At 66.7% G+C, this 26,313-nt stretch carries 30 protein-coding genes, 1 pseudogene and 1 riboswitch; of the genes and pseudogenes, 17 read left to right on the forward strand and 14 right to left on the reverse strand.

All coding sequences use genetic code 11. From position 1 onward, the window contains the following. A pseudogene (locus tag HB681_RS25400) lies at nucleotides 1–340 on the forward strand (acetyl-CoA C-acyltransferase); the annotation flags it as partial. 2 nt (nucleotides 341–342) lie between these two features. Continuing rightward, a complete protein-coding gene (arfB, locus tag HB681_RS25405; protein ID WP_213957651.1) occupies nucleotides 343–750 on the forward strand; it encodes an alternative ribosome rescue aminoacyl-tRNA hydrolase ArfB in 408 nt (135 codons plus the stop codon). On the opposite strand, the gene HB681_RS25410 is transcribed toward arfB, so the two are convergent. Next, nucleotides 719–1,672 carry a LysR family transcriptional regulator gene (locus HB681_RS25410; RefSeq protein ID WP_218628305.1) on the reverse strand — a complete coding sequence of 318 codons (954 nt, stop codon included), beginning with the start codon at nucleotides 1,670–1,672 and terminating at the stop codon, nucleotides 719–721. The two genes, arfB and HB681_RS25410, sit on opposite strands and share 32 nt — an antisense overlap. Before the next feature lie 123 nt (nucleotides 1,673–1,795). Between HB681_RS25410 and HB681_RS25415 the strand changes: the two genes are divergently transcribed. From HB681_RS25415 to HB681_RS25460, 11 genes are all read left to right on the forward strand, one after another. Then, nucleotides 1,796–2,950 carry a muconate/chloromuconate family cycloisomerase gene (locus HB681_RS25415; protein WP_213957652.1) on the forward strand — a complete coding sequence of 385 codons (1,155 nt, stop codon included), beginning with the start codon at nucleotides 1,796–1,798 and terminating at the stop codon, nucleotides 2,948–2,950. A gap of 13 nt (nucleotides 2,951–2,963) precedes the next feature. Continuing rightward, complete coding sequence (gene catC / locus HB681_RS25420; RefSeq protein ID WP_213957653.1) at nucleotides 2,964–3,254, forward strand: muconolactone Delta-isomerase; 291 nt, start codon at nucleotides 2,964–2,966, stop codon at nucleotides 3,252–3,254. A gap of 49 nt (nucleotides 3,255–3,303) precedes the next feature. Further along, the gene (locus tag HB681_RS25425; RefSeq protein WP_213957654.1) at nucleotides 3,304–4,224 is read left to right on the forward strand and encodes a dioxygenase; all 921 of its coding nucleotides are present in this window, start codon (nucleotides 3,304–3,306) and stop codon (nucleotides 4,222–4,224) included. Nucleotides 4,225–4,371: 147 nt separating this feature from the next. Continuing rightward, entirely contained in the window at nucleotides 4,372–5,745 is a 1,374-nt protein-coding gene (gene benA, locus HB681_RS25430) for a benzoate 1,2-dioxygenase large subunit (RefSeq protein WP_213957655.1), read from the forward strand. Continuing rightward, entirely contained in the window at nucleotides 5,745–6,230 is a 486-nt protein-coding gene (gene benB / locus HB681_RS25435) for a benzoate 1,2-dioxygenase small subunit (RefSeq protein ID WP_213957656.1), read from the forward strand. Before benA ends, benB begins: the two co-directional genes overlap by 1 nt. A 23-nt stretch (nucleotides 6,231–6,253) precedes the next feature. After that, complete coding sequence (gene benC, locus HB681_RS25440) at nucleotides 6,254–7,270, forward strand: benzoate 1,2-dioxygenase electron transfer component BenC (protein WP_213957657.1); 1,017 nt, start codon at nucleotides 6,254–6,256, stop codon at nucleotides 7,268–7,270. A 14-nt stretch (nucleotides 7,271–7,284) separates the two neighbouring features. Further along, on the forward strand, nucleotides 7,285–8,073 hold the full coding sequence (benD, locus tag HB681_RS25445) for a benzoate diol dehydrogenase BenD (protein WP_213957658.1): 789 nt from the start codon (nucleotides 7,285–7,287) through the stop codon (nucleotides 8,071–8,073). Between the two features lie 42 nt (nucleotides 8,074–8,115). Next, nucleotides 8,116–9,498: an MFS transporter gene (locus tag HB681_RS25450; RefSeq protein ID WP_213957660.1), complete on the forward strand. Its 1,383-nt coding sequence runs from the start codon at nucleotides 8,116–8,118 to the stop codon at nucleotides 9,496–9,498. Between the two features lie 76 nt (nucleotides 9,499–9,574). Beyond that, the gene (locus HB681_RS38350) at nucleotides 9,575–9,703 is read left to right on the forward strand and encodes a hypothetical protein (RefSeq protein ID WP_256354067.1); all 129 of its coding nucleotides are present in this window, start codon (nucleotides 9,575–9,577) and stop codon (nucleotides 9,701–9,703) included. Next, entirely contained in the window at nucleotides 9,700–11,022 is a 1,323-nt protein-coding gene (locus HB681_RS25455) for an amidohydrolase (protein ID WP_213957661.1), read from the forward strand. Before HB681_RS38350 ends, HB681_RS25455 begins: the two co-directional genes overlap by 4 nt. Before the next feature lie 67 nt (nucleotides 11,023–11,089). Continuing rightward, nucleotides 11,090–11,449, forward strand: a complete 360-nt coding sequence (locus HB681_RS25460; RefSeq protein ID WP_213957662.1) for a DUF1428 domain-containing protein — start codon at nucleotides 11,090–11,092, stop codon at nucleotides 11,447–11,449. A 12-nt stretch (nucleotides 11,450–11,461) separates the two neighbouring features. On the opposite strand, the gene HB681_RS25465 is transcribed toward HB681_RS25460, so the two are convergent. From HB681_RS25465 to HB681_RS25490, 6 genes are read right to left on the reverse strand one after another with little or no spacing between them, the layout of a single operon-like run. Beyond that, on the reverse strand, nucleotides 11,462–12,112 hold the full coding sequence (locus tag HB681_RS25465; protein WP_213957663.1) for a PDZ domain-containing protein: 651 nt from the start codon (nucleotides 12,110–12,112) through the stop codon (nucleotides 11,462–11,464). A 10-nt stretch (nucleotides 12,113–12,122) separates the two neighbouring features. After that, entirely contained in the window at nucleotides 12,123–13,811 is a 1,689-nt protein-coding gene (locus tag HB681_RS25470) for a SulP family inorganic anion transporter (RefSeq protein WP_213957664.1), read from the reverse strand. A 60-nt stretch (nucleotides 13,812–13,871) separates the two neighbouring features. Next, on the reverse strand, nucleotides 13,872–14,303 hold the full coding sequence (locus HB681_RS25475) for a PIN domain-containing protein (RefSeq protein WP_213957665.1): 432 nt from the start codon (nucleotides 14,301–14,303) through the stop codon (nucleotides 13,872–13,874). A gap of 1 nt (nucleotide 14,304) precedes the next feature. Beyond that, nucleotides 14,305–14,568, reverse strand: coding sequence for an AbrB/MazE/SpoVT family DNA-binding domain-containing protein (locus tag HB681_RS25480; RefSeq protein WP_213957666.1), 264 nt, complete (start codon nucleotides 14,566–14,568; stop codon nucleotides 14,305–14,307). Between the two features lie 48 nt (nucleotides 14,569–14,616). Then, nucleotides 14,617–15,006: a DUF2501 domain-containing protein gene (locus HB681_RS25485; protein WP_213957667.1), complete on the reverse strand. Its 390-nt coding sequence runs from the start codon at nucleotides 15,004–15,006 to the stop codon at nucleotides 14,617–14,619. A gap of 26 nt (nucleotides 15,007–15,032) precedes the next feature. Further along, a complete protein-coding gene (locus HB681_RS25490; protein WP_213957668.1) occupies nucleotides 15,033–15,896 on the reverse strand; it encodes a helix-turn-helix transcriptional regulator in 864 nt (287 codons plus the stop codon). Nucleotides 15,897–15,984: 88 nt separating this feature from the next. Here HB681_RS25490 and HB681_RS25495 point away from each other — a divergent pair, with 88 nt between their 5' ends. Then, nucleotides 15,985–17,238 (forward strand): MFS transporter, encoded by a 1,254-nt coding sequence (locus HB681_RS25495; protein WP_213957669.1) that lies wholly within the window; start codon nucleotides 15,985–15,987, stop codon nucleotides 17,236–17,238. A 17-nt stretch (nucleotides 17,239–17,255) separates the two neighbouring features. Here HB681_RS25495 and arsH read toward each other — a convergent pair whose 3' ends face one another. Both arsH and arsC read right to left on the reverse strand, forming a co-directional pair. After that, nucleotides 17,256–17,987 (reverse strand): arsenical resistance protein ArsH, encoded by a 732-nt coding sequence (gene arsH, locus HB681_RS25500; RefSeq protein WP_213957671.1) that lies wholly within the window; start codon nucleotides 17,985–17,987, stop codon nucleotides 17,256–17,258. Beyond that, nucleotides 17,968–18,405, reverse strand: a complete 438-nt coding sequence (gene arsC, locus HB681_RS25505; protein WP_213957672.1) for an arsenate reductase (glutaredoxin) — start codon at nucleotides 18,403–18,405, stop codon at nucleotides 17,968–17,970. The genes arsH and arsC overlap by 20 nt, the downstream gene beginning before the upstream one ends. 29 nt (nucleotides 18,406–18,434) lie before the next feature. On the opposite strand from arsC, the gene HB681_RS25510 reads away from it, so the two are divergent. Both HB681_RS25510 and arsB read left to right on the forward strand, forming a co-directional pair. After that, nucleotides 18,435–18,764 carry a metalloregulator ArsR/SmtB family transcription factor gene (locus HB681_RS25510; protein WP_213957673.1) on the forward strand — a complete coding sequence of 110 codons (330 nt, stop codon included), beginning with the start codon at nucleotides 18,435–18,437 and terminating at the stop codon, nucleotides 18,762–18,764. Continuing rightward, entirely contained in the window at nucleotides 18,758–19,816 is a 1,059-nt protein-coding gene (gene arsB / locus HB681_RS25515) for an ACR3 family arsenite efflux transporter (RefSeq protein WP_213957674.1), read from the forward strand. The genes HB681_RS25510 and arsB overlap by 7 nt, the downstream gene beginning before the upstream one ends. 6 nt (nucleotides 19,817–19,822) lie before the next feature. On the opposite strand, the gene HB681_RS25520 is transcribed toward arsB, so the two are convergent. Next, a complete protein-coding gene (locus tag HB681_RS25520; RefSeq protein WP_213957675.1) occupies nucleotides 19,823–20,335 on the reverse strand; it encodes a 6,7-dimethyl-8-ribityllumazine synthase in 513 nt (170 codons plus the stop codon). A 92-nt stretch (nucleotides 20,336–20,427) separates the two neighbouring features. Further along, a riboswitch (FMN riboswitch) is annotated at nucleotides 20,428–20,583 on the reverse strand. A 281-nt stretch (nucleotides 20,584–20,864) separates the two neighbouring features. Between HB681_RS25520 and HB681_RS25525 the strand changes: the two genes are divergently transcribed. Continuing rightward, complete coding sequence (locus tag HB681_RS25525; protein WP_213957676.1) at nucleotides 20,865–21,767, forward strand: hypothetical protein; 903 nt, start codon at nucleotides 20,865–20,867, stop codon at nucleotides 21,765–21,767. 34 nt (nucleotides 21,768–21,801) lie between these two features. On the opposite strand, the gene HB681_RS25530 is transcribed toward HB681_RS25525, so the two are convergent. The 4 genes from HB681_RS25530 to HB681_RS25545 form a co-directional block, all read right to left on the reverse strand. After that, a complete protein-coding gene (locus tag HB681_RS25530; protein WP_213957677.1) occupies nucleotides 21,802–22,893 on the reverse strand; it encodes a crosslink repair DNA glycosylase YcaQ family protein in 1,092 nt (363 codons plus the stop codon). Nucleotides 22,894–22,952: 59 nt separating this feature from the next. Beyond that, a complete protein-coding gene (locus HB681_RS25535; protein ID WP_213957678.1) occupies nucleotides 22,953–23,831 on the reverse strand; it encodes a sugar phosphate isomerase/epimerase family protein in 879 nt (292 codons plus the stop codon). Nucleotides 23,832–23,875: 44 nt separating this feature from the next. Next, the gene (locus tag HB681_RS25540) at nucleotides 23,876–25,063 is read right to left on the reverse strand and encodes a dihydrodipicolinate synthase family protein (RefSeq protein WP_213957679.1); all 1,188 of its coding nucleotides are present in this window, start codon (nucleotides 25,061–25,063) and stop codon (nucleotides 23,876–23,878) included. A gap of 78 nt (nucleotides 25,064–25,141) precedes the next feature. Then, the gene (locus HB681_RS25545) at nucleotides 25,142–26,305 is read right to left on the reverse strand and encodes a Gfo/Idh/MocA family oxidoreductase (RefSeq protein WP_213957680.1); all 1,164 of its coding nucleotides are present in this window, start codon (nucleotides 26,303–26,305) and stop codon (nucleotides 25,142–25,144) included. Nucleotides 26,306–26,313 lie beyond the last annotated feature (8 nt).

Here is a 26,313-nt window from a genome sequence, read left to right on the forward strand (position 1 = left end):
CGCGGGTGTCGAGCCGGCGTACATGGGCATCGGCCCGGTCCCGGCCACGCGCAAGGTGCTGGAGCGCACCGGCCTGAAGGTCTCGGACCTCGACGTGATCGAGTCGAATGAAGCCTTCGCGGCGCAGGCCTGCGCGGTGATCCAGGAACTGGGCTTCGATCCGGCCAAGGTCAACCCGAACGGCTCGGGCATTTCGCTGGGCCACCCGGTCGGCGCGACCGGCGCGATCATCACGGTGAAGGCGATCGCCGAGCTGCATCGCACGGGCGGGCGCTATGCGCTGGTGACGATGTGCATCGGCGGCGGCCAGGGCATCGCCGCGATCTTCGAGCGGGTCTGATCGTGAGCTTGGCCTCTGCGCAAGTCGACGAGCGCGAGGTCGAGTTCAGCGCCATCCGCGCGCAAGGCGCGGGCGGGCAGAACGTCAACAAGGTGTCGAGCGCGGTGCACCTGCGCTTCGACATCCCGGCTTCGTCGCTGCCGGAAGGCGTGAAGGAGCGGCTGCTCGCGCTGCGCGACAGCCGCATCACGCAGGAGGGGGTGCTGGTGCTCAAGGCGCAGACGCACCGCAGCCAGGACATGAACCGGGCCGATGCGCTGGCAAGACTGCAGGAACTGGTCGACAGCGTGGCCGTGGCGCCGCGTGTGCGCAGGGCCACCAAGCCGACCTATGGCTCGAAGCAGAGGCGTCTGGAGGGCAAGAGCCAGCGCTCGGCGATCAAGCAGTTGCGCGGGCCGTTGAAGGACTGATGCCGGCCTCGGCCCGCCGGGCCAGGCTGCGCACCGATGTCGGCAATGACCGGACCATCTCTGCCAGGTAGGTCGTCAGTTCGGACTCGTCGTTGCGGCGGCGGTTCATGATCACCGGCGTCGTCACCCCTTCGTCGCCCAGCGGCAGGTAGAGCACGCCCTCGCGGTGCAGGTTCTGCACCGATTGCGGTACCAGCGCGTAGCCAAGGCCCGCGACGACGAGGCCGATGGCGGTCTGCACCTCGTTCGACTCCAGCGCGATCACCGGCTTCAGCCCGCGAGACTGGAACATTTCCAGCACCTGGTCGGCATAGCTGGGCCGTGGCTTCGAGGGGTACAGCAGCAGCGGCTCGGTCGCCAGCTTGGCAAGGGTGATCTTCTTGTGCTTGACCAGGCGATGGTTGACGGACAGCGCCACCATCACGGTCTCCTCGCGCACCAGTTCGCCCACCACGTCGTCGTCGTCGAAGTTCAGCCGGCCGAAGCCCATGTCGATGCGACCGGCCTTGAGCGCCTCGACCTGCTGCACCGTCGTCATCTCGTAGAGGTTCAACTCGACCATCGGCTGCGCTTCGCGGAACTGGCGGATCACGTCCGGCAGCTTGCCGTAGAGCGTCGAGGGCGCGAAGCCGATCGCGTACCAGGTGCGCCGGCCGCCGGCGATGCGCACCGTCGCAGTCTGGATCTCGGACATGCGGTCGAGCATCTGTTGCGCCTGGATCTGGAAGAAGCGCCCGGCCGGCGTGAGGCGCAGCGGGCGCGACGTGCGGTCCAGCAACTCGGCGCCGAGTTCCTCCTCCAGCGTCCGGATCTGGCGGCTCAGGGGCGGCTGCGCGATATGCAATTGCTCGGCCGCGCGGCTGAAGCTCAGCTCGCGCGCGACCGCGCAGAAATAGCGCAGGTGGCGCAATTCGATGTGCATGGGAGGCTCCTGTTGCGGATTCGTGTGGGTCAGTGAAAACCCGATGCCTGTATACCTTAAAGGTATTTTGCCGGACTCAATCGATATTGGACCGCAGGGCGCGTGAGGAGGACCATTCAGTCCATGAACACGAGCCCCACCATCCACTCCATCGAGGCCATCCTGGTCGACCTGCCGACCATCCGCGCCCACAAGCTGGCGATGACGACAATGATGCGCCAGACGCTGGTGATCGTTCGCATCGCCTGCAGCGACGACGTCGCCGGCATCGGCGAGACCACCACCATCGGCGGCCTGGCCTACGGCGACCAAAGCCCCGAGAGCATCAAGAGCGCGATCGACAACTACATCGCGCCGCTGCTCATCGGCACCGACGCCACCCGCGTCAACGTGGCGATGCGGCGTGTGTCGGCCTCGGTGCAGGGCAATTCGTTTGCCAAGTCGGCGGTCGAGATCGCGTTGCTCGACGCGCAGGGCCAGCGCCTCGGCCTGCCGGTGCATGCGCTGCTGGGCGGTGCGATGCGCGATTCGCTGCCGGTGCTGTGGACGCTCGCCAGCGGCGACGCGACACGCGATGTCGACGAAGCCCTCGCCCTGATCGAAGCCCGCCGCCACAACGTCTTCAAGCTGAAGATCGGCAGCCATCCGCTGGCCGAAGACATAGCCCATGTGCAGGCGATCCGCCGCGGCCTTGGCGACGACGTGATGCTCACCGTCGACGTGAACCAGGCCTGGGACGAACCCACGGCGGTGCGCGGCATCGCCGCCCTCGAAGCCATCGGCGTCGCCCTCATCGAGCAACCCGTGGCCCGCCGCAACCGGCAGGCGCTGAAGCGGCTCGCGGCCCGCTTCGACGTGGCCATCATGGCGGACGAAGCGGTGCACGACGCCATCGATGCCTTCGACCTGGCCGCGGATGCCGCGGCCGATGTCTACGCGCTGAAGATCTCGCAAGCCGGCGGCCTGTGGCCCACGCTGCGCGCCGCTGCCGTCGCCGATGCGGGCGGCATGGGCATCTACGGCGGCACGCTGCTCGAAGGCAGCGTCGGCAGCATCGCCGCGGCCCATGTGTTCGCCGCCTGCCCGACGCTGGCCTGGGGCACCGAGCTGTTCGGCCCCTTGCTGCTGAAGGACGACATCGTGGTGCAGCGCCCCGAATACCGCGACTTCGAGCTGCAGCTTCCGCAAGTGCCCGGCCTGGGCGTGCAACTCGACCTCGACAAGCTCGCCTTCTACCGCCGCGACCGCGCGTCGCAGCCTGTCGCAGCCACCGCCTGAGAGGACCAAGACCATGCTTTTCCACGTCGAAATGACCGTCAATCTCCCGCACGACCTGGCGCCGGCGCAAGCCGACCAGCTCAAGGCGCGCGAGAAGGAGATTGCGCAAGGCCTGCAACGCGACGGCGTCTGGCGCCACCTCTGGCGCATCGCCGGGCGCTACGCCAACGTCAGCATCTTCGACGTCGCCGACAACGCGGCGCTGCACGACACGCTGATGACGCTGCCCCTGTTCCCGTACATGGACATCGTCGTGCGGCCGCTGTGCCGGCACGGCTCGTCCATCCGCGAAGACGACCGCTGATCCATTCCACTTTTCCCCTCCACCCCACGATCCCAAGGAAGACAACGCCATGAACGAACTCACCCAGACCCAACTGCTCGAACGCGTCACGTTCGCCAACCGCCCCGACGGCGACCCGCGCGTGCAGAAGATCACCGCGCGCATCGTCGGCGACCTGTTCCGTGCCATCGACGACCTCGACATCCAGCCCGACGAGTTCTGGGCCGGTGTCGACTGGCTCTCGCGCCTCGCCTCGAGCGGCCAGGCCGGCCTCATCACCGCGGGCCTGGGCTTCGACCGCCTGCTCGACATTCGCCTGGACGAAGCCGACGAACGCGCCGGCCGCAATGCCGGCACGCCGCGCGCCATCGAAGGACCGCTCTACATCGCCGGCGCCCCCCTCTCGAAGTACGAGACGCGCGTCGACGAAGAAGGCGACGAGCAACGCGGCGAGACCATGGTGATGGAGGGCCGCGTGCTCGACGTCAACGGCAAGCCGGTGGCCGGCGCCATCGTCGACGTGTGGCATGCCAATGAACTGGGCCGCTACTCGCACTTCGATCCGGACCAGGCCGAGTACGCGCTGCGCCGCAAGATCGAGACCGATGCCCAGGGCCGCTACCGTTTCCGCAGCTTCCTGCCGCCGGGCTACGCGATTCCGCCGAACAGCCCGACCTCCGAACTGTTCAGCGCCATCGGCCGCCACGGCAACCGTCCGGCGCACATCCACTTCCTGGTGGTCGCACCCGGCCTGCGCACGCTGACGACACAGGTCAACGTGCCGGGCGACAGCTTCATCGACGACGACTTCGCCTTTGCCACGCGCGACGGGCTGATCCTGAAGCTCGAGCGGAACACCTCGCCCAAGGGCTACGAATCGCTCGGCGTGACGACCCAGTTCACCCGCGTGCCTTTCGACTTCGTCATGCAACCTGCCGTGGACGAAAGCGAAGCCGATCCACAAGCACGGATCGCGCGCGCCCTGGCCTGACCTGAGCCACTGCTCCTGCGCCGGCATGCCCGGCCAGGAGCCTCTCTCCCCAACCCCCGATCGTCGATGGTGAAGCAGCGTGCTTCGGCTTTGCGACGACCTCCTTTCTGCAAATCGCCAAATCGCAAACCTTTTCGGAGACACGACATGATCCCCATCTACCCCGTCAAGTCCACGCCAGACCTCTCGAAGCTCGACGCCTTGCTCGAGGACGATCCGGTCGCGCACAAGTACCGCCTGGACCGCTCGGTCTTCACCGACGAGCAGTTGTTCGACCTGGAGATGAAGCACATCTTCGAAGGCAACTGGGTCTACCTCGCGCATGAAAGCCAGATCGCCAACGTCAACGACTACCTGACCGTGTACGTCGGCCGCCAGCCGGTCGTCATCACACGCAGCAAGGACGGCAAGCTGAATGCGCTGGCCAACACCTGCACCCATCGCGGCGCCATCCTGTGCAGGCATAAAAAGGGCAACAAGTCCAGCTTCACCTGCCCGTTCCATGGCTGGACCTTCAACAACGCCGGCAAGCTGCTCAAGGTCAAGGACAACAACGCCGAAGCCGGCTACCCGTCCAGCTTCAATTGCGAAGGCAGCCACGACCTGGCGAAGCTCGGCGCCTTCGAGAACTACCGCGGCTTCCTGTTCGGCAGCGTCAACCCCGATGTGGTGCCGCTGAAAGAGCACCTGGGCGAGGCCGCCAAGATCATCGACATGATCGTCGACCAGTCACCCGAAGGCCTGGAAGTGCTGCGCGGCGCGTCGACCTATACCTTCGACGGCAACTGGAAGCTCGGCGCGGAGAACGGCGCGGACGGCTACCACGTCTCGTCGGTGCACTGGAACTACGCGGCCACCACCAGCCGGCGCAGCGTCGACGGCAAGGTCGACACCGTCAAGGCCATGAATGCCGGCAAGTGGGCGCAGCAGGGCGGCGGCTCCTACACCTTCAAGCATGGCCACCTGCTTCTGTGGACCAACTGGTCGAACCCGGAAGACCGGCCGCTGTACTCGAAGCGCGACGAGTGGATCGGCAAGTTCGGCGAGGCCCGCACCGACTGGATGCTTGGCAAGTCCCGCAACCTGTGCCTGTACCCCAACGTCTACCTGATGGACCAGTTCAGCTCGCAGATCCGCATCGTGCGGCCGATCTCGGTCGACAAGACCGAAGTGACGATCTACTGCATCGCGCCGAAGGGCGAGGCGCAGGAAGCCCGCACGCGCCGGCTGCGCCAGTACGAAGACTTCTTCAACGCCACCGGCATGGCCACGCCGGACGACCTGGAGGAGTTCCGCTCCTGCCAGCACGGCTACGGCGCACGGGCCGTCAAGTGGAACGACATGAGCCGCGGTGCCACGCACTGGATCAAGGGCCCGGACGCCACGGCCGAGCTGATCGGCTTGAAGCCGGACCTGAGCTGCGTGAAGACCGAGGACGAGGGCCTCTACATCGGTCAGCACGAGTACTGGCTCGACACCATGAAGAAGGCCGTGGTTGCCGAATCGGAAGGGGCGCTGTGATGCTCGACTACCAAGCCATCCAGTCCTTCGTCTACTCGGAAGCCCGCGCCCTGGACGAGCACCGCTGGGCCGACTGGCTCGCCTGCTACGCGGACGACGCCGAGTTCTTCATGCCCTCGTGGGATGACGACGACAAGCTCACGACCGACCCGCAGAACGAGGTCTCGCTCATCTACTACCCCGACAAGCAGGGGCTGGAAGACCGCGTGTTCCGCATCCAGACCGAGCGCTCAAGCGCCACCATGCCCGACACGCGCACCGGCCACGCGATCAACAACCTGGAGGTGCTGTCGCAGGACGACCAGCAATGCGTCGTGTCCTTCAACTGGACCACGCACAGCTTCCGCTACGACATCGTCGACGTGTACTTCGGCAGCTCGCAATACACGCTCGACACGAGTGGCGACAAGCCGCTGATCAAGCGCAAGTACGTCGTCCTGAAGAACGATTACATCCACCACCTGCTCGACATCTATCACATCTGATCCACGAGACAAGGAGACAAAGCATGACCTACAACATCGCCCTGCAGTTCGAGGACGGCGTCTCGCGCATCATCCCGTGCGAGCCCAACGAACTGGTTGCAGACGCGGCCTACCGCGCCAAGATCAACATCCCGCTCGACTGCCGCGACGGCGCCTGCGGCACCTGCAAATGCCACTGCGAGAGCGGCAGCTTCACGATGGGCGACTACATCGAGGATGCGCTCGCCGACGACGAAGCCGCGAACGGCTACGTGCTGACCTGCCAGATGAAGCCCACCTCCGATTGCGTGGTGCGGGTGCCGGCTTCGTCGGCCGCGTGCAAGACGGAGGTCGGCGCGCACGGCGGCAAGCTCACGAAGATCGAGCGCGACTCGGCAACCACCGTGTCGTTCGCGCTGCAATCGGAACGGCCGCTGGCATTCCTGCCGGGGCAGTACGTCAATCTCATGGTGCCCGGCAGCAAGGAAACGCGCTCGTACTCCTTCAGCTCCGCGCCGAACACTTCCGAGCTGGCCTTCCTGATCCGCGACGTGCCCGACGGCCTCATGAGCACCTACATGCGCAAGCAGGCGCAGCCCGAGGACTTCCTGATGTTCACCGGCCCCTACGGCAGCTTCTACCTGCGGCCGGCAGTGCGACCCATCCTGATGCTCGCGGGCGGCACCGGCCTGGCGCCCTTCCTGTCGATGCTCCAGTGGCTCAAGGACAACCCGACGGACCATCCGATCCGCCTGGCCTACGGCGTCAACACCAACGACGACCTGGTCGAACTCGAGACCCTGTCGGCGCTGAAGTCCAGCCTGCCGGATTTCGAATTCTTCACCTGCGTCGTCGACGCGGAGAGCGGACATCCGAAGCAGGGCTACGTCACCAACCACCTCTCGGGCGACGACCTGCACGACGGCAATGTCGATGTGTACGTCTGCGGCCCGCCGCCGATGGTCGAGGGCGTGCGCAAGTGGATGTCGGGCGTCGGCGTCACGCCGAAGAGCTTCCACTTCGAGAAGTTCTCGTCGGCCAACGAAGCGGTGGCGGCATGAGCGCTGCTCATCAAATGACCGGCACACGCTTCACGAACAAGGTCGTCATCGTGACGGGTGCCGCCCAGGGCATCGGCCGTGGCGTTGCGCTGAAGGTCGCCGCAGAAGGCGGCACCGTGCTGGCCGTCGATCGTGCCGAGATCGTCAACGAGGTCGTCGCGGAGATCGGGGAGGCCGGCGGCATCGCCTCCGGCTTCCAGGCCGACCTCGAGACCTTCGCAGGTGCCCAAGCCATGGTCGCGGAGTGCCTCGCGAAGTTCAAGCGCGTGGACGTGCTGATCAACAACGTCGGCGGCACGATCTGGGCCAAGCCCTACGAGCACTACGAGGAGGCGCAGATCGAGGCCGAGATCCGGCGTTCGCTCTTCCCGACGCTGTGGTCCTGCCGCGCCGCGCTGCCTTTCATGGTGAAGAAGAAGCGCGGCGTCATCGTCAACGTGTCGTCCATCGCCACGCGCGGCGTGCACCGCGTGCCGTACTCGGCAGCCAAGGGCGGCGTCAATGCGCTGACCGCCTCGCTGGCGATGGAGCACACGCACAACGGCATCCGGATCAATGCCACGGCGCCCGGCGGCACCGATGCACCGCCGCGCCGCGTGCCGCGCAATCAGGCGAAGGCGAAGCCCAGCCGGCAGGAAGCAACCTGGTACCAGGGCGTGGTCGACCAGACGGTCGATTCCAGCCTCATGCACCGCTACGGAACCATCGACGAGCAGGTCGCCCCGATCCTGTTCTTCGCTTCGGACGAGTCCTCCTACATCACCGGAACCGTGCTGCCCGTCGGCGGCGGCGACCTCGGCTGACCAGCCCCTCGACATCCACAGCAAATCCAACGAGAGACAACCATGCGCCACATCGACCTCCACAAGCTGTCAGACGAAGCCCGATTCAACGGCTTCCACGGAAAGGTGCTCTTCTGGTGCGCCCTGATCATCATCTTCGACGGCTACGACCTGGCCGTCGCCGGCATCGCACTGCCGTCGATCATGAAAGAGATGGGCGTGAGCCCGACGAACGCGGGCTTCATGGTCAGCTCCGCGCTGTTCGGCATGATGTTCGGCGCCATCTTCCTGGGCACCATCGCGGACAGGATCGGCAGGCGTCGGGCGATCGCGATCTGCATCGGCCTGTTCAGCGTCTTCACGGCCGCGGCCGGCTTCACCCACGATCCGGTGACGTTCAGCGTGATGCGCTTCCTGGCCGGCCTCGGCATCGGGGGCGTCATGCCCAATGTCGTCGCCCAGATGACCGAATACTCGCCCCGCAAGATCCGCAGCACCATGGTCACGCTGATGTTCAGCGGCTATGCGGTAGGGGGCATGCTGGCCGCGTTGCTGGGCAAGGGATTGATCGAAGCCTACGGTTGGGCTTCGGTGTTCCTGGCTGCCGGCGTGCCGGTGCTGTTGATCCCGCTCATCCTGCGCTCGATGCCGGAATCCATGCCCTTCCTGATCAAGGCGAAGCGCGTCGACGAATTGAAGGCGATCGCCAGCCGCCTCGATCCGGGCTACCGTCCCGACGCGGCGGACAGTTTTGAATTGCCGCGCGAGGACAAGGCCGTGAGCGCGCCGATCGGTCGACTGTTCCAGGAAGGCCGCGGATTCAGCACCGTGATGTTCTGGATCGCCTTCTTCATGTGCCTGTTCATGGTCTACGCGCTCAGCTCGTGGCTGACCAAGCTGATGGCCGGTGCGGGCTACAGCCTGGGCTCGGCGCTGACCTTCGTGCTGGTGCTGAACTTCGGCGCCATGATCGGCGCGGTGGGCGGCGGCTGGCTCGCGGACCGCTTCCACATCAAGTACGTGCTGGTCGGCATGTATGCACTGGCGGCGGTGTCGATCACCTTGCTGGGCTATCGCGTGCCGACGGAAGTGCTGTTCCTGCTGGTCGGCCTGGCGGGCGCCTCGACCATCGGCACGCAGATCGTGACCTACGCCTACGTCGGGCAGTTCTATCCGATGGCGGTGCGCGCCACGGGCATCGGCTGGGCCTCGGGCGTGGGGCGCAGCGGCGCCATCCTGGCGCCCATCGTGATCGGCAGCCTGGTCGGCCTGGCCTTGCCGCTCCAGCAGAACTTCATGGCGATCGCGATCCCCGCGGTGATCGCGGCCATCGCGGTGGCCTTGATCAACCATGGTCGCGCGACGGGTGCCCAACACGCGAGCACAGTCGACGCAAGCCGCCAGGGGCCGACGGCTGGCGTGAAGCTTGCTGTGCCTGCGAAGTAGTGCGAGCCGCGCTGTGTCGCCTTGCCAAGAGCCATGGATCGGCTTTTTTTTGCGCCGTGGCAGGAGCTTTTTCGTCATGATCCAGCGACTGCGCAACATCGTCGCTGCCCTTCATCGACTGGTGGAGGCTTCGGGCGCACTGATCGATGATGCGACGCCCTCCGTGGGTCGCACCGCTCACATCCAACTGGAGAATTCAAGATGATTCATGCTCTCGTTCGCCGCAGCGCAGTCTTCGGCGCTGTCCTGCTCGCCGCAACGGCGGGCGCGCAGACGCCCTCGCCACTGCACACGCAGGTCGCGCCCATCGTGAGCGGCATGTACCCGTCACTGGAGACGCTCTACAGGGACCTGCATGCGAATCCGGAGATCGCGTTCCAGGAAGTGCGGACGGCCGCGAAGATGGCCGACGAAATGCGCAAGCTCGGCTTCGAAGTGACCGAGAAGGTCGGCGGCACCGGTGTGGTCGCAATCTACAAGAACGGGGCCGGGCCCACGGTGCTGGTCCGCACCGAGCTCGACGCCCTGCCGATGGAAGAGAAGACCGGCTTGCCCTACGCGAGCAAGGCCAGGACGCAGTCCAACGGCCGCGAGTCCTTTGTCGCGCACAGTTGCGGCCACGACATCCACATGGCCAGTTGGGTCGGCACCGCGCGCACGCTGCTGGCCATGAAGGACAGATGGAAGGGCACCCTGATGTTCGTCGCGCAGCCCGCCGAGGAAACCGTGTCGGGCGCCAAGGCGATGATCGCCGACGGGCTGTTCAAGCGCTTTCCAAAGCCCGACTACGCCTTCGCGCTGCACACCTCGCCATCGCCGTACGGCTTCGTGGGCTACAAGGTCGGCGCCATCAGTTCGAACTCCGATTCGCTCGAGATCACCTTCAAGGGCCGTGGCGGCCATGGATCCGCGCCCGACAAGACCATCGACCCGATCGCCATCGCGGCGCGCTTCGTCACCGACGTGCAGACCGTCGTCAGCCGCGAGAAAGACCCGGCGGAATTCGGCGTCGTCACGATCGGTGCGATCCAGGGCGGTACCGTGGGCAACATCATTCCCGACACGGTGGTGCTGAGCGGCACCGTGCGCTCCTACAGCCCGCAAGTGCGCGAGAAGTTGCTCGCCGGCATCCGTCGCACGGCCAATGCGGCGGCGATGATGGGAGGCGCGCCGGAGCCGGTGGTCGAACTCGTGCCCGGCGGCGCGGCGGTCGTCAATGACGAGGCCGTGGTCGGACGCACCGTTGCCGCGCTCAAGGCCGCGTTCGGCGACCCCAAGGTGGTGGCGGTGCCGCCGATCACCGCCAGCGAGGACTTCTCGGAGTTCGTGAACGCCGGCGTGCCGTCGATGTTCTTCTTCGTCGGCGTGCTCGCCCCCGAGGACGTGGCCGCTTCGATGAAGCCCGGCGGCAAACCCATCGCATTCAACCACTCGCCCTTCTTCGCGCCGGTGCCGGAGCCTTCGATCAAGACCAGTGTCGAGGCGATGAGCGTGGCCGTGCTGACGACGATGGCGCCGAAGTAGTCTTCGGGCTTGCGCGCCAGAGGCGCAGGCCGTAGTGTGAACGCACAAGCATTCAAAGGAGAAATCCATGGCCTATGTCGACGGATACGTCCTGCCCCTGCCCAAGGCCAATGTCGAGGCCTATCGCGCGATGGCCTTCAAGGTGGGCGCCGTCTGGCGCGAGCACGGTGCGCTCGAATACCGCGAGGCGCTGGCGGACGATGTGCAGCCGGGGGAGCACACCTCGTTTCCGCAGGCCGTGCAGTTGAAGGACGACGAGGTCGTGGTGTTGTCGTGGATCGTCTTCGAGTCTCGAGCGAAACGCGACGAAGTCAATGCCAGGGTCATGGTGGACCCGCGGCTGAAGGAGTGGATGGATGCATCGAAGCTGCCCTTCGACGGCAAGCGCATGTTCTGGGGCGGCTTCGAGATCATGATGACCTTGTAGCCAGCCTCCAGCCTACTTGGCCGCCTGCACCACGGCCGACCCCGGCGCCGTGACCTCGATGGTCAGCTTGACGAGCGCACCGTCGCGCCAGACGGCCAGCGGCGCCTTGTAGCCGGGCGCCATCAGGCCCACGATGGATTGCAGTTCGAGCGGCGTCTGCACGCGCTGGCCGGAGATCTCGACAACCACATCGCGGGCGTGCAGGCCGGTCTGCCCGACGCCGGGTTCCACCACCAGGGCGCCGTAGGCATTGCGCATGCCCAGGGTGCGCGCCATCGCCGGCGTCAGCGCTTCGAATTGCACACCCAGGTGCCCGCTCACCACCGGGTTGGCGGACGTTCCGGCCTGGACGTTGGCGCAGCCCTTTTCCTGTTGCACCTGCTGGATCGCATCGACATGCCAGCCGTAGACCTTCTGCGGAAAGCCGACGGTCACGCGGTAGCCCTGCTGCATGACGCCCAGGAAGCGGCCGAGCATGTAGCAGTCGTTGCCGCGGTAGTCGGCAGGCGTCGCGTTCATGCGCGCAGGTGTCTGGGCCGAGAGCGCGGCAGCGCTGTCTTCGTCGACGATGGGGTTGACCTGGCCCGCGCAGGCCGACAGCAGCACCGCGAGCGGGAGAAGCGCGCGCCACGGCGCACATCGCAATGAACCGTTCCTCGTCATGGTGTCCAGCCTACGCCGGTTCGCTTGCAAGTGCTGCCAGTGCGTCGGCGTCGGTGCGGTAGACGAACAGCAGCGGTCCCGGCGCCAGCAGGCCTGCGCGTTCCAGCACCTGTTGCGCGGGTAGCTTGAGACCGCTCAGGTGCAGGCGCACGCCGCCGTTCTCGAGCGTGCGGCGGATCGAGCCGAACACCTCCGCGCCGGTGATGTCGATGCGGTTGATGGGCTGTGCGAACAGGCAGACATCGGTCAGCCCCGGCCGCGCCGCCATGGCTTCCGAGACGGCGCGCTCCAGCGTGCTGGCGGAGGCGAAATCCAGTTCGGCATCCATGCGCAGCGCATAGAGGTCGGGGGCCAGCGCCGGCAGCTGCCAGAGGTGGCGATCGCGCAGGCTGCCGTCGCCGTGCAGGCCGACTTCGATGATGCGCGGATGCAGATGGCGGTACATGTAGTTGGCCAGGCTGGCCAGCAGGCCGCCCAGCACGCCCCAGTAGATCGATGGCGCCGTCGCCATGGTGAGCACGAAGGTGGCCAGCGCGATGCCAGCCTCGACGCGCGAGACCTTCCACAGCGCGGTGAAGGTGTGCGGCTTGAGCAGCCCGATGATGGCCGTCATCACCACCGCCGCCAGCACCGACTGCGGCACGTGGTACATCAGCGGCATCAGCCACACCAGCGCGATGGCGACGAAGACCACGCTGAACAAGGTGGCCCAGCCGGTCTGCGCGCCGGCGTAGAGCGTGATGGCCGAGCGCGAGAACGAAGAGCTGGTCGGGAATGCGCCGGTCAGGCCCGACGCCACCTTGGCCAGGCCCTGGCCGATCAGGTCCTGGTTCTCGTTCCAGAGCGTGCCGGCGCGGGCGTTGTCGATCTTGGCGCTCGACGCCGTTTCCAGGAAGCTCACCAGCGTGATCATGAGCGCGGGCAACAGCAGCGCGGACAGGCTGTGCAGCGACGAGAAGTCGGGCAGGTAGAGCGAGGGCAGGCCCGACGGCAACGCGCCCACCACGGCGCCGCCCAGCAGCGCGTAGCTCACCGCATAGCTGAGGGCCGCGGCGCCGCCCACCAGCGCCATCGTCGTCGGGAACCTGGGTGCCCAGCGCTTGCCCATCCACATCACGGCCATGCTGCCGAGGCCGAATGCCATGGCGGTCCAGTCCGGCGGCGTGCCGCCTTGCAGGGCCTGCAAGACGGTGCGGCCGGTGAAGCCGAGCAGCGAAGGCAATTGCGACAGCGCGATCAGGATGGCTGCGCCCTGCGTGAAGCCGCTGAGCACCGGCGAGTTGACCAGCCGCAGGATCCAGCCGAAGCCGCCCGCGCCGATCACGATCTGGATGGCGCCCGAGATCAGCGTGAGCCACACCGCCATCGCCACCCATTCGGCGCTCCCGGCCACGGCGAGCGGCGCCAGCGAGGCGCCCACCAGCAGGCTGGTGAGGGCGGTCGGACCGACCGAGAGCCGTTGCGAGGAACTGAACAGCACCGCCACCAACGCCGGCCACAGCGCCGCGTAGACGCCGGTGACGAGCGGCATGCCGGCCAGCGCGGCGTACGCCACCCCCTGGGGCAACACCATGAGCGCGACCGTGATGCCGGCCAGGGCTTCGCTCTGCAGCAGCTTGCCGCTCGGGCGGGGCCAGCCCAGGCATGGCATGAAGCGGGCGAGGCGCTGGCGCAGGGGGACGTTGGCGATCGGATTCATGGGGAGCCGGCGACCGAGGGACTGCTGCACGAGGCCGGGGAATTCATACGGACTCGGCGGTCACAAGGTGATTCGCCGCATGGTGGAGGGCAATCCGCGTAGCCCAAGGTCGCCGGAGACGAATGCATCCGCCTCCGCCAGCGTTGCGGTGGCGACGTGGATTGCGTCTGGCGTCTTGAGCGACGGCAAGTCGGCCCGCAACTGCGCGGCGAGGAGCAGGACCTCGCGGCTGACAGGCCTTGCGTCGACCAGTGTGTCGAACAGTCGCTCGTAGGTTGCGATCAATTCGGTGTCGTTCTGGCGAATCGGGCGCACGAGCACTTCAGTCAACGCGAGTTCACTTGTGATCAGATGCGCCCCCGCCGCTTCGACCGACTTGAACAGTGCGGCGATCGATTTCTTGAAGAGCGGATTCCCCTCTGTCAGGTAAATGATCGGATTAGTATCGAGGTAGAAGGTTGCACCGCGCTCGAGGGCGAGCTTCTCGCTCACCTCACTCGTCCCATGCAGCACGCTCCGCGGTGACCTGCGCATCGATGTCCACGCGAGTGCGGCCGGGGCCTCGCCGTTCATTGAGGAAGGCCACGATGCCGGCTTTGGCCTTCGCGGCCTTGCGGGCAGAGGCGGGCCTCAACAAAATGCCGTCGCCCCATTGCGATGCTTCCAGGTAGTCGCCCGTCTCCAACGCCGCCGCCTTGCGCAACGTCACCGGGATGGTGACCTGGAATTTATCCTTGACACGAACAAGTTCAGACATGATGACGGCGGTTTGAAAGTTGGAAATTCTAACTCGCCGCCACGTACCTCACACCAGCGACTTCGCATTCTTCAGTACATAGTCGCAAGCCTTCGTCTTGAGCTTGCCCGAGACGCTCTTCAAGTCGAAGGACTGGCCATCGGTGCCTTGCAGCAGGCCCTTGGCCCCGCTGGCATAGCCCTCCTGCTGCGGCTGCTGGCCAGTGACTGCGCCCAGGAGCTTGTCCTTGACGGCACTGGCGTCGCCACCGGCCAGGTAGTTGTTCTTCACGCAGTACTGCAGCACGCCGGCGGCATTGCCCATCGTGCTGGAACCCATCTCGGGCATCGAGAGATTGCCGGCCTGGGACTTGAGGCTGCCCAGCAGGTCGGCGGCCGAGGCGGTGCCGGCGACGCTGAGGGCAAGGCAGCCGGCGATGAGGGCGATGTGCGATTTCATGGAGAGACTCCTTGGGTTGGGCGGCCTTACGACTTCTTCTTGTGTTGAAAAGCGGTAGGCGACTGGCCGGTCGCGGCCTTGAACATGGCACAGAAGGCGCTGTCGGTGGCATAGCCGCTGGCGGTCGCGACCTGGCTCACCGGCATGCCGCGCGCCAGCAGCGGCAGTGCGTGCGCCATCACGGCCTGCTGGCGCCATTGCTGCCAGCTCATGCCGAGCTGGTCGCGGAACATGCGCGCCACGGTGCGCTCGCTGGCGCCGATGGCATGCGCGCGCTCGGCCAGCGTGGCGCGGCTCGCGGGAGCGCGCAGCATCGTCTCGCACAACTGGCGCAGGCGCTTGTTGGCGGGCAGCGGCACGTCGATGCGGATCTGCGTGGCGCGCTCCAGTTCGTCGACCAGCAGCGGCGCGATCCAGCGCTCGCGTTGCGCCGCGTGCGGGTCGGCCGGCGGCAGGCCATCGGGCGTGGTGTCGAGCGCGAGCATGAGCGCGCGCAACAGGCCGCTGATTTCCAGCACCTCGCAGCGCTCCCAGCTCGGGGCAATCCATCCGTGCAGGTAGACCGTGCGCAATTCGGCGTCCTCGATCAGCGTGATGCTGTGCGGCATGTTGGCCGGCACCCAGAGCGCGCGCGACGGCGGCACGATGTAGCTGCCGTCCTCGGTGCTGAGGCGGATCACGCCACGCGTCGAGAAGGTCAGTTGCGGCCAGGGGTGCTGATGCAGTTCGACCAGCGTGTCGGCCTTCAGGAAATGTTCCTTGGCGCGCAAAGGGCGCACCGCATCGGGCGCGTAGAGGTGCGGCGTCAGCGGGCCGACGCTGGTGGTCGGCGCATTCGCGCCGCCGCGCGCCAATTCACGGAGGCGGTCGGGGGTTTCAGTGCTTGGCATGATTGCGACAATTGTTGTCCCTCTATCGCCATTCTGACGCTGCTTGCCCGGCTAGCATCAGAGTCCGCTTTCGAATTTGTAGCCAGACATGACCGCCGCCTCCCACTCCGCCGCCGCCACGCCGACGACCTTGCGCTCCGACGCGAAATTGATCGGCCTGGTCGGCCTGGCTCACGCCATCAGTCACTTCAGCCAACTGACGCTGGCGCCGCTTTTCCCTTGGATCAAGGATGCCTTCAACGTCAGCTACACGGAACTGGGCGCGGTGCTGACCGTGTTCTTCGTGGTCTCGTGCGTCGTGCAGGCGGCTTCCGGTTTCGTGGTCGACAAGCTCGGGCCGCGGCCGGTGCTGTTCGTCGGACTGGGCCTGCTCGGCCTGGCTGCCATCGGCTATTCGGTCGCGCCAAACTACTGGATGCTGCTGTTATGCGCTGTCTTCGCGGGCATGGGGAATGGGGTGTTCCATCCGGTCGACTACACGCTCTTCAACCGCAAGGTGGCGCCGTCGCGCCTGGGCCATGCCTACAGCGTGCACGGCATCACCGGCAGCCTGGGCTGGGCGCTGGCGCCGGCTTTCGTGGTGCCGTTGGCCATAGCCTTTTCCTGGCGCGTGGCGCTGGCTTCCGCGGGCGTGCTCGCATTGGCCGTGCTGGTGGTGCTGTGGCTCTACCGCGAGGTGCTGGCGCTCGACGTCAAGGAGGTGCACAAGGCGACGGGGCAGGGCGCCGGTGCGCACGTGGGCGGTGAGTTCGGCTTCCTGCGCATCCCCGCCGTGTGGATGTGCTTCGGCTTCTTCCTGTTCTATGCCATGGTGATCAGCGTGGTGCAGACCTTTGCGCCGGTCGCGGCGGGGCATTTGCATGCGGTGCCGGTGGCGTTGGTGGCCGTGTGCCTCACTGTCTACATGGTGGCGAGCGCGGGCGGCATGGTGGTGGGCGGTTTCCTCGCCTCCGACCCTTCGCGTTGCGAACGCATCGTGGGCGCGGGCTTCGGCATCGCGGCGGCGCTCGCGCTGGTGCTGGCCTTTGCCAGCTTTCCGGCGGCGATGGTGCCGGTGCTGTTCGGGGCGATGGGTTTTGCCTCCGGCATTGCCGGGCCGTCGCGCGACCTGCTGGTCAAGAAGTCGACGCCGCCGAACGCCACCGGCCGGGTCTACGGCGTGGTGTATGCCGGCCTTGACATCGGGCAGGCGGTGGCGCCGCTGGTCTTTGGTCCGCTCATGGACCGCGGCCAGTATCTCAGCGTGATCCTCGGCCTGGCGCTGACGCAGGGTGTGCTGATTGCCAGCGCGTTCAATGTGCGTCGCGTGCGGCGCACGCTGCTGGTTCCTGCCTCTGCCTGAGCGCGCCCGATGCGCGCTCAGATGGCGCGCAGGTCGACGCGTTGCCGTAGCGCTTGCGCGCTTTCCTTGCGTTCGCTGTAGCGGTCGACGAGGTAGGGCGCCATGTCGCGCGTGAGCAGTGTGAACTTCACGAGTTCTTCCATTACGTCGACAACGCGGTCATAGAAGGCGGACGGACGCATGCGGCCGGCATCGTCGAATTCCTGGTAGGCCTTGGCCACGGACGACTGGTTCGGAATGGTCAGCATGCGCATCCAGCGGCCGAGCACGCGCATCTGGTTGACGGCGTTGAAGGACTGGGAACCACCGCTCACCTGCATCACCGCGAGTGTCTTGCCTTGGGTGGGGCGCACGGCGCCGAGCGCGAGTGGAATCCAGTCGATCTGCGCCTTGAGGATGCCGCTCATGGCGCCATGGCGCTCGGGCGAGGTCCAGACCATGCCTTCTGCCCAGGATGCAAGCCGCCTCAACTCATCGACCTTGGGATGGATGGCCGGCGCGTCGTCGGGCAGGGGGAGGCCGCGCGGGTCGTACACCTTGACCTCCGCGCCAAGCGCAGCCAGCAGCCGCGCCGCTTCGTGGGTCAGCAGGCGGCTGAACGAGCGCTCGCGCGCCGAGCCGTAGAGCATCAGGATGCGCGGCGCGTGCGTGGCGCGCGTGGCCGGCCAGAGCCGCGTCGCGTCGGTGGTTTGGAAGAGCGATGCGTCGAGTGCGGGCAGCGTCGGGTCGTCACTCCACACGACGGCCATCCTTGTCGACCACGCGCTCGCCGTCTTCCTTGTCGAATGCGCCGAGCTGCGCCGCGGGCAGGATGTCGAGCACCGTTTCCGACGGCCGGCAGATGCGCGTGCCGAGCGGCGTGACGACGATGGGGCGCTGCAGCAGCACCGGATGCTTCCGGATGAAGTCGAGCAGCTGCGCGTCAGTCCACTTGGTATCGCCCAGGCCGAGTTCATCGTAGGGCGTGCCCTTTTGCCGCAGCAGGCCGCGCACACCGGTGCCGATGGCGGCGGCCAGGTCGCGCAGGCGCTCGTTCGACGGTGGTGTCTTCAGGTACTGGATCACCTCGGGCTCGACGCCACTGTTGCGGATCATCGCCAGCACGTTGCGCGAGGTGCCGCAGTTGGGGTTGTGGAAGATCGTGATGGAAGGGGCTTGGGATTGCATCATTCCAATTATCCAAATATTATTGAAATATGGAAGCTCCGGATGTCGTCAAGTCGCTGGCCGCGCTCGCGCAGCCGGTTCGGCTGCAGGTTTTTCGCGCGCTTGTGGTCGCCGGGCCCTCGGGCTTGACGCCGGGCGCGCTGGTCGAGGCGATCGCCGTGCCGGGCACGAGCTTGTCGTTTCACCTGAAGGAACTTCTGCATTCGGGCATGGTCACGCAAGAACGCAATGGGCGCAACCTGATCTATCGCGCCGCCTATGGCCGGATGAATGAACTGATCGGTTACCTCACGGACAACTGCTGCGACGGCGAGGCCTGCGAGGTCGCTCCGGCCGGTGCCTGCGCCGGCGCATGCTGAAGCAGGCGCCGGTCATCGGCTTCTTCGAGCGCAACCTGACGTGGTGGGTGGCGTTGTGCATCGTCGCGGGCGTCGGCCTCGGGCAATGGCTGCCGGGCCTGTCGCACGCCGTGGGCGCCATGGAGGTGGCACGCGTCAATCTGCCGGTTGGCCTTCTGATCTGGATCATGATCATTCCGATGCTGCTGAAGATCGACTTCGGCGCGCTCGGGAAGGTGGGCACGCACTGGCGTGGCATCGGCGTGACGCTGTTCATCAACTGGGCGGTCAAGCCGTTCTCGATGGCGCTGCTGGGCTGGGTCTTCATTCGCCATGTGTTCGCGCCGCTGTTGCCGCCAGGGCAACTCGACAGCTACATCGCGGGCCTGATCCTCCTGGCGGCCGCGCCTTGCACCGCGATGGTGTTCGTCTGGAGCCAACTCTGCCGGGGCGACCCGTACTTCACCTTGTCGCAGGTCGCGCTCAACGACGCGATCATGGTCATCGCCTTCGCGCCCATCGTCGCGCTGCTGCTGGGCCTGTCTTCGATCACGGTGCCCTGGGACACGCTGCTGACCTCGGTCGGCCTCTACATCGTGGTTCCGGTGGCCATCGCGCAAGGGTGGCGGCGTGGCCTGTTGCGCCGGGGGGAAACGCACCTGCGAGCGGTGGCGGCGCGGCTTGGCCCATGGTCCATCGCGGCCTTGCTGCTCACGCTGGTGTTGCTGTTCGCCTTCCAGGGCAAGGCGATCCTGCGCCAGCCACTGGTGATCGCGCTGCTCGCGGTACCGATCCTGCTGCAGGTCGTCTTCAATTCGGGCCTGGCGTACTGGCTGAACCGCAGGTTGGGTGTCGCCCACTGCGTGGCAGGTCCGTCAGCGCTGATCGGCGCGAGCAACTTCTTCGAACTGGCCGTGGCCACCGCGATCAGCCTGTTCGGCTTCGAGTCGGGGGCGGCCCTGGCCACAGTGGTCGGTGTGTTGATCGAGGTGCCGGTGATGCTGGCGGTGGTTGCGGTGGTGAACCGTTCGCAGGCCTGGTACGAGCGCGGCACGTCCGTCCGCGCCGCGTAGCCCCGTTCAGGCCGTCGTCAGCGCCTCGACCACGCGCAGGCTCTCCAGCGTCTTGATGCACGCATCCGCCGCCTCCGTGCCCTTGATGGCGAAGTGGCGGTGGAAGTACTTGCGGTGTTCCACATGCTCGTGGAAGTGGTGCGGCGTGAGCACCGCGGAGAGCATCGGGACGTTGGTCTCCAGCTGCAGCGACATCAGCGTGCTGACGACGGTGTTGGCGACGAACTCGTGGCGGTAGATGCCGCCGTCGACCACCAGTGCGCAGCCGACGATGGCGGCGTAGCGGCCCGACAGCGCGAGCCGCTTGGCATGCAGCGGGATCTCGAACGCGCCGGGCACGTCGACGACGTCGATGCGGTCGCGGGCGAAGCCCTGGCGCTCCATCTCGTCGAGGAAGGCATCGCGTGCCTGGTGCACGATGTCCGAATGCCATTGCGCCTGCACGAAGGCGACGCGCAGTCCGCGCGATGCGTCGGACGCCGGGACGGCGGAAAGGGGAAGGTCGTTGATCTGACTCATGGTGCCTCTTTTGCAAAGCAGGTTGTATGAATCAGGGCGCACGAAACCACATGCAAGGCGGCGCGACAAACGCGCGCAGCCCGGCCTGCGGTTCGCGCTCTCTTTCATCCGGACTGTGACCGTCGGCTTCGGAATCGCACCGAAATCTGCTGACCCTGAACCTCGTGGAGGCCAGGCGCTCGCGGGCTTGTGCGACTTTCGCCGCCATCACCGCCGGTGGGGAGTTACACCCCGCCCTGAGAACGCTTCGCCCCGGCTTGCGTCGGGGCGAAGCGGATTCTATGCAGCAGCGCCAAGTTGCGCTGTCACCCAGGAGCAAAGACCCTGCGAGAACCGGATCCGGGATTTTCCAAAGGGCGCGAGCAACGCGCTACTGACCGCCAACTGACGGGCATTTCAGGTTCTGCCGGAGTTCGTACTGCTTGCAGAGGGTGCGCCGCGCGGGCGATCCGGATACCTTGTGACTCCTGCCTTGTCCGCACGACTTCAAAGGCAGGCTCTGTGCAAGTTCACACTTGAGGAGACCGAAATGTTCAACAGTACCGTCTTGGAAGTTGCCATCGGGTTGGTGTTCTGTTTTGCGTCCGTCAGCCTGATCGTCAGTCAGATCCGCGAGGCCGCGGCCTCGGTCCTGAAGCTTCGGGCCAATGGCTTGCTTCAGGGGGTCAAGGACTTGCTCAACGATCCGGGTTTTACGGGTCTGGCCCGCGCGATCTACGACCATTCGTTGGTCAATCCCTTGAACACCCCATCGGCCGGCGGCGGGTCGGCCCCCAGCGTCAAACCCTCCTATATCAAGCCCATTCACTTCGCCAGGGCGCTCCTGGACAGCGCCCAGGCCGCCGCGACGGCCGCTGGAATGGACGGTGCCAACCTTCAGATTGCGATAGGGCAAATCAGCGATCCACAGACGAGGCAGTTGTTGACGGGGATCTACCAGCGGGCGAACGGAGGCCGGGCGGAGATCGAGGCCGAGCTGGCGTCATGGTTCGACTCGGGCATGCAGCGCTTGTCGGGCGCGTACAAGAGGCGCACGCAATTCTGGACCCTCATCATCGGGTTGCTGGTGGCGGGCGCACTGAACATCGACAGCGTCAACCTTGCGGGTGCGATCTGGGCGCGTCCTGCCTATTCGGCGCTGATCACGGCCGGAAATGACATCGGGCAAACGAAGCCCGAGGCGGCCTTCAACACGATGGAAACGCTGCCGCTGGGGTGGCAACTCCGCGCGCCCGACTCGGACCCTCTTTCGCCTTGGCCCTGGCCTTTGCCTGCGGGCTGGTCATGGTCTTGGCTTTCGCATGTTCCGGGATGGTTCTTGACCGCCTTGTCCGCCCTTTTCGGCGCACCCTTCTGGTTCGACACCCTCCAGAAACTCGTGCAACTGAGAGGGACGGGCAAGAAGCCCGGGGAGGATGACAAGAAGAGTTGACGGGAGCCACCTGCGTGCCCCCCACGGCCTCGGCTCAGCGAGGCGCAAGGAACTGCGCGAGACGCTGCAACTCCTCGTCAAGCGCGGCGCCGAATGCCGCCTCCCGCGGCTTGCGCTCGACATAGCCGAAGCTCGGCTGCAAGCGGCCCTCGCTGGCTGACACGTTGGCCCAGCCGATCACCCGGTCGCGCCAGAGCAGCGGCAAGGCGTAGTAGCCGTATTGGCGTTTCGGCGCCGGCGTGTAGGCCTCGAACTTGTACCTCCAGCCCCAAAGCAGTTCGAAGCGGCGGCGGTCCCAGACGACGGGATCGAAGGGTGCGAGCAGGCGCACGGCTTCGTCCGGCGCATGGCGTCGCGAGGCCGGATTCTCATCGGCGGGCCAGTACCAGGTGGTGCCGTCGATACGGCAGGAGGCCAGTTTCTCGCGCGCATGCTGCAGGGCCGTCTGCGTCTGGGGCGAGAGGTGCGGCGCGCCGTAGCCGAGCAGGCGCACGAGGTAGGTGAGGCTCGCGGCGGGCAGTGGCGCGTATTTGCGGATGACGAGCTCGACCAGTGCGGCGGCGCGTTGCGCGCGGCCCGTGTCGCTGTCATCGGTGGGTGCATGCGTCACCGCCTCGTAGACGCGCGTGCCGCTGTCGCGCCGGGCCACGCGCAGCATGCCGCGGTAGTGCATGCCGTCGAGCAGGTGCGTGGTCGCGTTGCTCTGTCCGCCCCAGTAGTTCTTGATGCGGCCATGCGCGAAATGCAGTTCGACCTCGCGCGGATGCACCGCGCCGCGCTCGCGCACGAAGGCGAGCACCTCCTCGGCCTTGCGCCGGGTCGCTTCGTCCCAGGCTTGCCTCGATTCGCGCGGATGCATCAGCGCCAGGTGTTCGCGCGGCAGGAAGCCGTAGTTGACCAGGCAGTCCTCCTCCACCGCCAGCCGGGTGTACTTGCGCTCGAGGTCGCCGGCCCGATAGTCCTTGACGCGATGGCGCAGCGTCAGGTCCTGCGCACGCGCGGGCGCCCGGATCGGATCCGCCTGCACGAAGCCCAGGCGCTGGATCGCGCGCGGCAAGGTGGTGGGCTTGAACAGCGTTCGCGCGATGGCATAGCGCCGGAGATCGTCGAGAGTCGGCGTGGCCATGGGAAGGGGGCGGGAATGCGGGCGGCCGACTGCGTTCGACGCTCCGCCTTCGAAGGGCATCAAACGCAGCTGCGATGGCGCTCGATGCAGGTGTCCAGCGTTTCCTCCCCGCTGCGCTGCCACCAGTCCAGCGACGAGAAGATCTCGACTTCGCAGAAGCCTTCGAATCCAGCCGCTTCGACCCAGCCGCGCACCTTCCTGAGTTCGACCACGCCGTCGCCCATCATGGCCCGGTCGGTCAACAGGTCGCGCGTGGGCGTGCGCCAGTCGCAGAGGTGGTAGGCCAGCAGGCGCGGCTTGCCGGCGCGCGCGGTCTGCTGCTCCAGCTTCGGGTCCCACCAGACGTGATAGATGTCGAGTGCGACGCCGAGCATGCCGCTTTGCTGCGGATCGAGTTCGTCGCAGATGTCGAGCGCGTGTTCGAGCGTGTTGATGCAGGCGCGGTCGGCGGCCTGCATCGGGTGCAGCGGCTCGATGGCCAAGGGCATGCCGACCTCGCGCGCATATTCGAGCGAGGCCGCGATACCGTCGTGCACCTCGCTGCGCGCGCGGGCGATGTCCTTGTAGGCAACCTTGCCTTCGAGCGCGCCGGGCAGGGCGCCGACGACCAGCACCACGCAGGGCGCGTCAAGGGTCCTGGCTTCGTCGATGGCGCGGCGGTTGTCGTCGAGCGCGGCCTTCAGCCCCGCCGCGTCGGCCGCCGGAAAGAAGCCGCCGCGGCAGTAGCCGGACAGGCCGATGCCGTGCGCCTTCAATTGCTTGGCGATCTTGTCGAGCCCGACCGCCGTGACCTGGTCGCGCCAGGGAGCGATGGCGCGGATGCCGCGCTCCGCGCACTGATCGATGATGCGGTCGAGCGGTACCTCGACGCCCCGTTGCTTGCGCACGGTCGCGGTGTTGATGGAAAGCCAGTCGTGGTCGTTGGAGAAGTCGCGCATCGCATCACTCTAAGGCAACACGCGACGGACTCGCGGTCGCCGTTCTACGTTTCGAGGCCATGCATCGCCAGCAAGGTCTTCATGCGATGCACGGCCAGGCCGGGTTGCTCCAGCAGGTTGGCGGCGTCGGCCAGGCGGAACAGTTCGGCCAGGTGCAGCAGCGATCGCGTGCTCTGCTGCCCGCCCACCATGGTGAAGTGCGACTGGTGGCCATTGAGCCAGGCCATGAAGACCACGCCAGTCTTGTAGAAGCGCGTGGGCGCCGCAAAGATGTGGCGCGACAGCGGCACCGTCGGGCCGAGGATCGCGTGGAACCTGTCCAGATGGCCTTGCGCGAGCTCGCCCAGCGCGGCGCTGGCGGCGGGCGCGATCGCATCGAAGATCCCGAGCAGCGCGTCGCTTTGGCGGTGCGTCGGTTCGCTGCCCTGGCCGTCGCCGGCGATCAGCTCGGCGTAGTTGAAGTCGTCGCCGGTGTACATGCGCACGCCCGCGGGCAGGCGGCGGCGCATGGCGATCTCCTTGTCCTTGTCGAGCAGCGAGATCTTGATGCCGTCGACTTTGTCGGGGTGCGCGGCGATGATGCCGAGCGCGGTGTCCATCGCGGCATCGATATCGTGCGAGCCCCAGTAGCCGGCCAGCGCCGGGTCGAACATGTCACCGAGCCAGTGCAGCAGCACGGGTTGCCGGGCTTGCGACAGGATGCGGTCGTACACGCGTTCGTAGTCGGCCGGGCTGGTGGCGACGCGGGCCAGCGCGCGGCTGGCCATGACGATGAGCTTGCCGCCCAGCGCCTCGATCGCGGCCATCTGCTCCTCGTAGCCGCGGATCACGTCGTCGATGCTTTTCACGTCGTCGAGATTCAGGTGGTCGGTGCCGCAACCCGATGCGACGCGCGCGCCGGGCACATCCTTCGCGGCATCGAGCGAGCGGCGGATCAACGCCAGCGAGGTCGGCCAGTCCAGCCCCATGCCGCGCTGCGCGGTGTCCATCGCCTCGGCCACGCCCAGGCCGAGCGCCCACAGGTGACGGCGGTAGTCGAGCGTCGCGTCCCAGTCGACCGCGGCCTGCAGCCAGGGATCGACCGCCGCGAGCGGGTCTGCCACGACGTGCGCGGCCGAGTACGCGATCCGGTTGAACGCGATGCCCGCGCGTGGCTTGACCGGCACTGTGCCGCGCAGCGCGTAGGGAGCGAGCGCGCCGCTTGCGACGGGGAGGGTGAGCGTCAGGGTCATGTCTCTTCTCGGTGCTTCTCAGTGCTTCTCGATGCCAGGCGAAGCATGTTCGCGGCGGCCCGCGGCGGGGGTGGTCATCTAGACGTGCAGCGGGGACACGTCGACCCAGCGCCGCTCCTTCCAGCTTGCCAGCGCGGCCTCGACCAGTTGCACGCCCTTCGCGCCTTCGGGCAGCGTCCACCGGTACGGCGCGTCCTCCACGACATGGCGGATGAAGTGCTCCCACTGGATCTTGAAGCCGTTGTCGTACACCTGCGAGTCTGGAATCTCCTGCCACTGGCCGAAGAAGTCCATGCTCTGCTTCTCGTCCGGGTTCCACACCGGGCGCGGCGTGGCCACGCGCGACTGCGCACGGCAGGCCGAGAGCCCCGCGACGGCCGAGCCGTCGGTGCCGTCGACATGGAAGGTCACGAGGTCGTCGCGCCGCACGCGCGTGGCCCAGCTCATGTTGAGCTGCGCGATGACGGGTTCGCCGTTGTGGCCGATCAACTGGCAGGTCGCGTAGGCCGCATCGTCGGCGGTCGCTTCATAGGCTTGCCCGGCTTCGTCCCAGCGCTTCGGGATGTGCGTGGCGCCCAGGCAGGACACCGACTTCACTTCACCGAACAGGTTGTCCAGCACGTAGCGCCAATGGCACATCATGTCGAGGATCATGCCGCCGCCGTCTTCCTTGCGGTAGTTCCAGCTCGGCCGCTGGATCGGCTGCAGGTCGCCCTCGAACACCCAGTAGCCGAACTCCAGGCGCACGCTGAGCATGCGGCCGAAGAAGCCCGCGCGGCGCAGCATGTCGAGCTTGCGCAGGCCTGGCAGGAAGAGCTTGTCCTGCACGGCACCGTGCTTCAGGCCCGAGCCTTGGGCAAGGCGCGCGATCTCCACCGCCTCGTTGAGGTTGGTCGCGATCGGCTTCTCGCAATACACGTGTTTGCCGGCGCGAATGGCTTTGGCCAGCAGGGCGGGCCGCATCTGGGTGGTGCCAGCATCGAAGAACACCGTGTCCTCGGCGTTCGCCAGCGCATCGTCGAGGTCGGTGCCCCAGCGCGTCACGCCGTGCGCCTTTGCCAGGGCCTCGACCTTGGCGGCGTTGCGGCCGATCAGGATGGGGTCGGGCATCACCTTGTCGCCATTCGAGAGCAGGACGCCGCCCTGCGCGCGGATGGCGCAGATCGAGCGGATCAGGTGCTGGTTGGTGCCCATGCGTCCTGTCACGCCGTGCATGATGATTCCGAGTCGTTGGGTTGCCATGGGGTTCG

The organism is Variovorax sp. dw_954 (assembly GCF_018449755.1).
Taxonomy (GTDB): Bacteria; Pseudomonadota; Gammaproteobacteria; order Burkholderiales; family Burkholderiaceae_C; genus Variovorax.

Bases quoted from the DNA above. Each gene is read 5' to 3' on its own strand.
- HB681_RS25460 (WP_213957662.1), top strand. From the start codon at position 11,090: ATGGCCTATGTCGACGGATACGTCCTGCCCCTGCCCAAGGCCAATGTC.
- HB681_RS25410 (WP_218628305.1), bottom strand. From the start codon at position 1,672: ATGCACATCGAATTGCGCCACCTGCGCTATTTCTGCGCGGTCGCGCGC.
- HB681_RS25540 (WP_213957679.1), bottom strand. From the start codon at position 25,063: ATGACCCTGACGCTCACCCTCCCCGTCGCAAGCGGCGCGCTCGCTCCC.
- HB681_RS25535 (WP_213957678.1), bottom strand. From the start codon at position 23,831: ATGCGCGACTTCTCCAACGACCACGACTGGCTTTCCATCAACACCGCG.
- benC (WP_213957657.1), top strand. From the start codon at position 6,254: ATGACCTACAACATCGCCCTGCAGTTCGAGGACGGCGTCTCGCGCATC.
- HB681_RS25415 (WP_213957652.1), top strand. From the start codon at position 1,796: ATGAACACGAGCCCCACCATCCACTCCATCGAGGCCATCCTGGTCGAC.
- catC (WP_213957653.1), top strand. From the start codon at position 2,964: ATGCTTTTCCACGTCGAAATGACCGTCAATCTCCCGCACGACCTGGCG.
- arsH (WP_213957671.1), bottom strand. From the start codon at position 17,987: ATGGCCGTCGTGTGGAGTGACGACCCGACGCTGCCCGCACTCGACGCA.
- benA (WP_213957655.1), top strand. From the start codon at position 4,372: ATGATCCCCATCTACCCCGTCAAGTCCACGCCAGACCTCTCGAAGCTC.
- HB681_RS25545 (WP_213957680.1), bottom strand. From the start codon at position 26,305: ATGGCAACCCAACGACTCGGAATCATCATGCACGGCGTGACAGGACGC.
- benD (WP_213957658.1), top strand. From the start codon at position 7,285: ATGACCGGCACACGCTTCACGAACAAGGTCGTCATCGTGACGGGTGCC.
- arsC (WP_213957672.1), bottom strand. From the start codon at position 18,405: ATGCAATCCCAAGCCCCTTCCATCACGATCTTCCACAACCCCAACTGC.
- HB681_RS25425 (WP_213957654.1), top strand. From the start codon at position 3,304: ATGAACGAACTCACCCAGACCCAACTGCTCGAACGCGTCACGTTCGCC.
- HB681_RS25480 (WP_213957666.1), bottom strand. From the start codon at position 14,568: ATGTCTGAACTTGTTCGTGTCAAGGATAAATTCCAGGTCACCATCCCG.
- HB681_RS25525 (WP_213957676.1), top strand. From the start codon at position 20,865: ATGTTCAACAGTACCGTCTTGGAAGTTGCCATCGGGTTGGTGTTCTGT.
- benB (WP_213957656.1), top strand. From the start codon at position 5,745: ATGCTCGACTACCAAGCCATCCAGTCCTTCGTCTACTCGGAAGCCCGC.
- arsB (WP_213957674.1), top strand. From the start codon at position 18,758: ATGCTGAAGCAGGCGCCGGTCATCGGCTTCTTCGAGCGCAACCTGACG.
- HB681_RS25495 (WP_213957669.1), top strand. From the start codon at position 15,985: ATGACCGCCGCCTCCCACTCCGCCGCCGCCACGCCGACGACCTTGCGC.
- HB681_RS25485 (WP_213957667.1), bottom strand. From the start codon at position 15,006: ATGAAATCGCACATCGCCCTCATCGCCGGCTGCCTTGCCCTCAGCGTC.
- HB681_RS25455 (WP_213957661.1), top strand. From the start codon at position 9,700: ATGATTCATGCTCTCGTTCGCCGCAGCGCAGTCTTCGGCGCTGTCCTG.
- HB681_RS25450 (WP_213957660.1), top strand. From the start codon at position 8,116: ATGCGCCACATCGACCTCCACAAGCTGTCAGACGAAGCCCGATTCAAC.
- HB681_RS25490 (WP_213957668.1), bottom strand. From the start codon at position 15,896: ATGCCAAGCACTGAAACCCCCGACCGCCTCCGTGAATTGGCGCGCGGC.
- HB681_RS25465 (WP_213957663.1), bottom strand. From the start codon at position 12,112: ATGACGAGGAACGGTTCATTGCGATGTGCGCCGTGGCGCGCGCTTCTC.
- HB681_RS25520 (WP_213957675.1), bottom strand. From the start codon at position 20,335: ATGAGTCAGATCAACGACCTTCCCCTTTCCGCCGTCCCGGCGTCCGAC.
- HB681_RS38350 (WP_256354067.1), top strand. From the start codon at position 9,575: ATGATCCAGCGACTGCGCAACATCGTCGCTGCCCTTCATCGACTGGTG.
- HB681_RS25510 (WP_213957673.1), top strand. From the start codon at position 18,435: ATGGAAGCTCCGGATGTCGTCAAGTCGCTGGCCGCGCTCGCGCAGCCG.
- HB681_RS25470 (WP_213957664.1), bottom strand. From the start codon at position 13,811: ATGAATCCGATCGCCAACGTCCCCCTGCGCCAGCGCCTCGCCCGCTTC.
- HB681_RS25530 (WP_213957677.1), bottom strand. From the start codon at position 22,893: ATGGCCACGCCGACTCTCGACGATCTCCGGCGCTATGCCATCGCGCGA.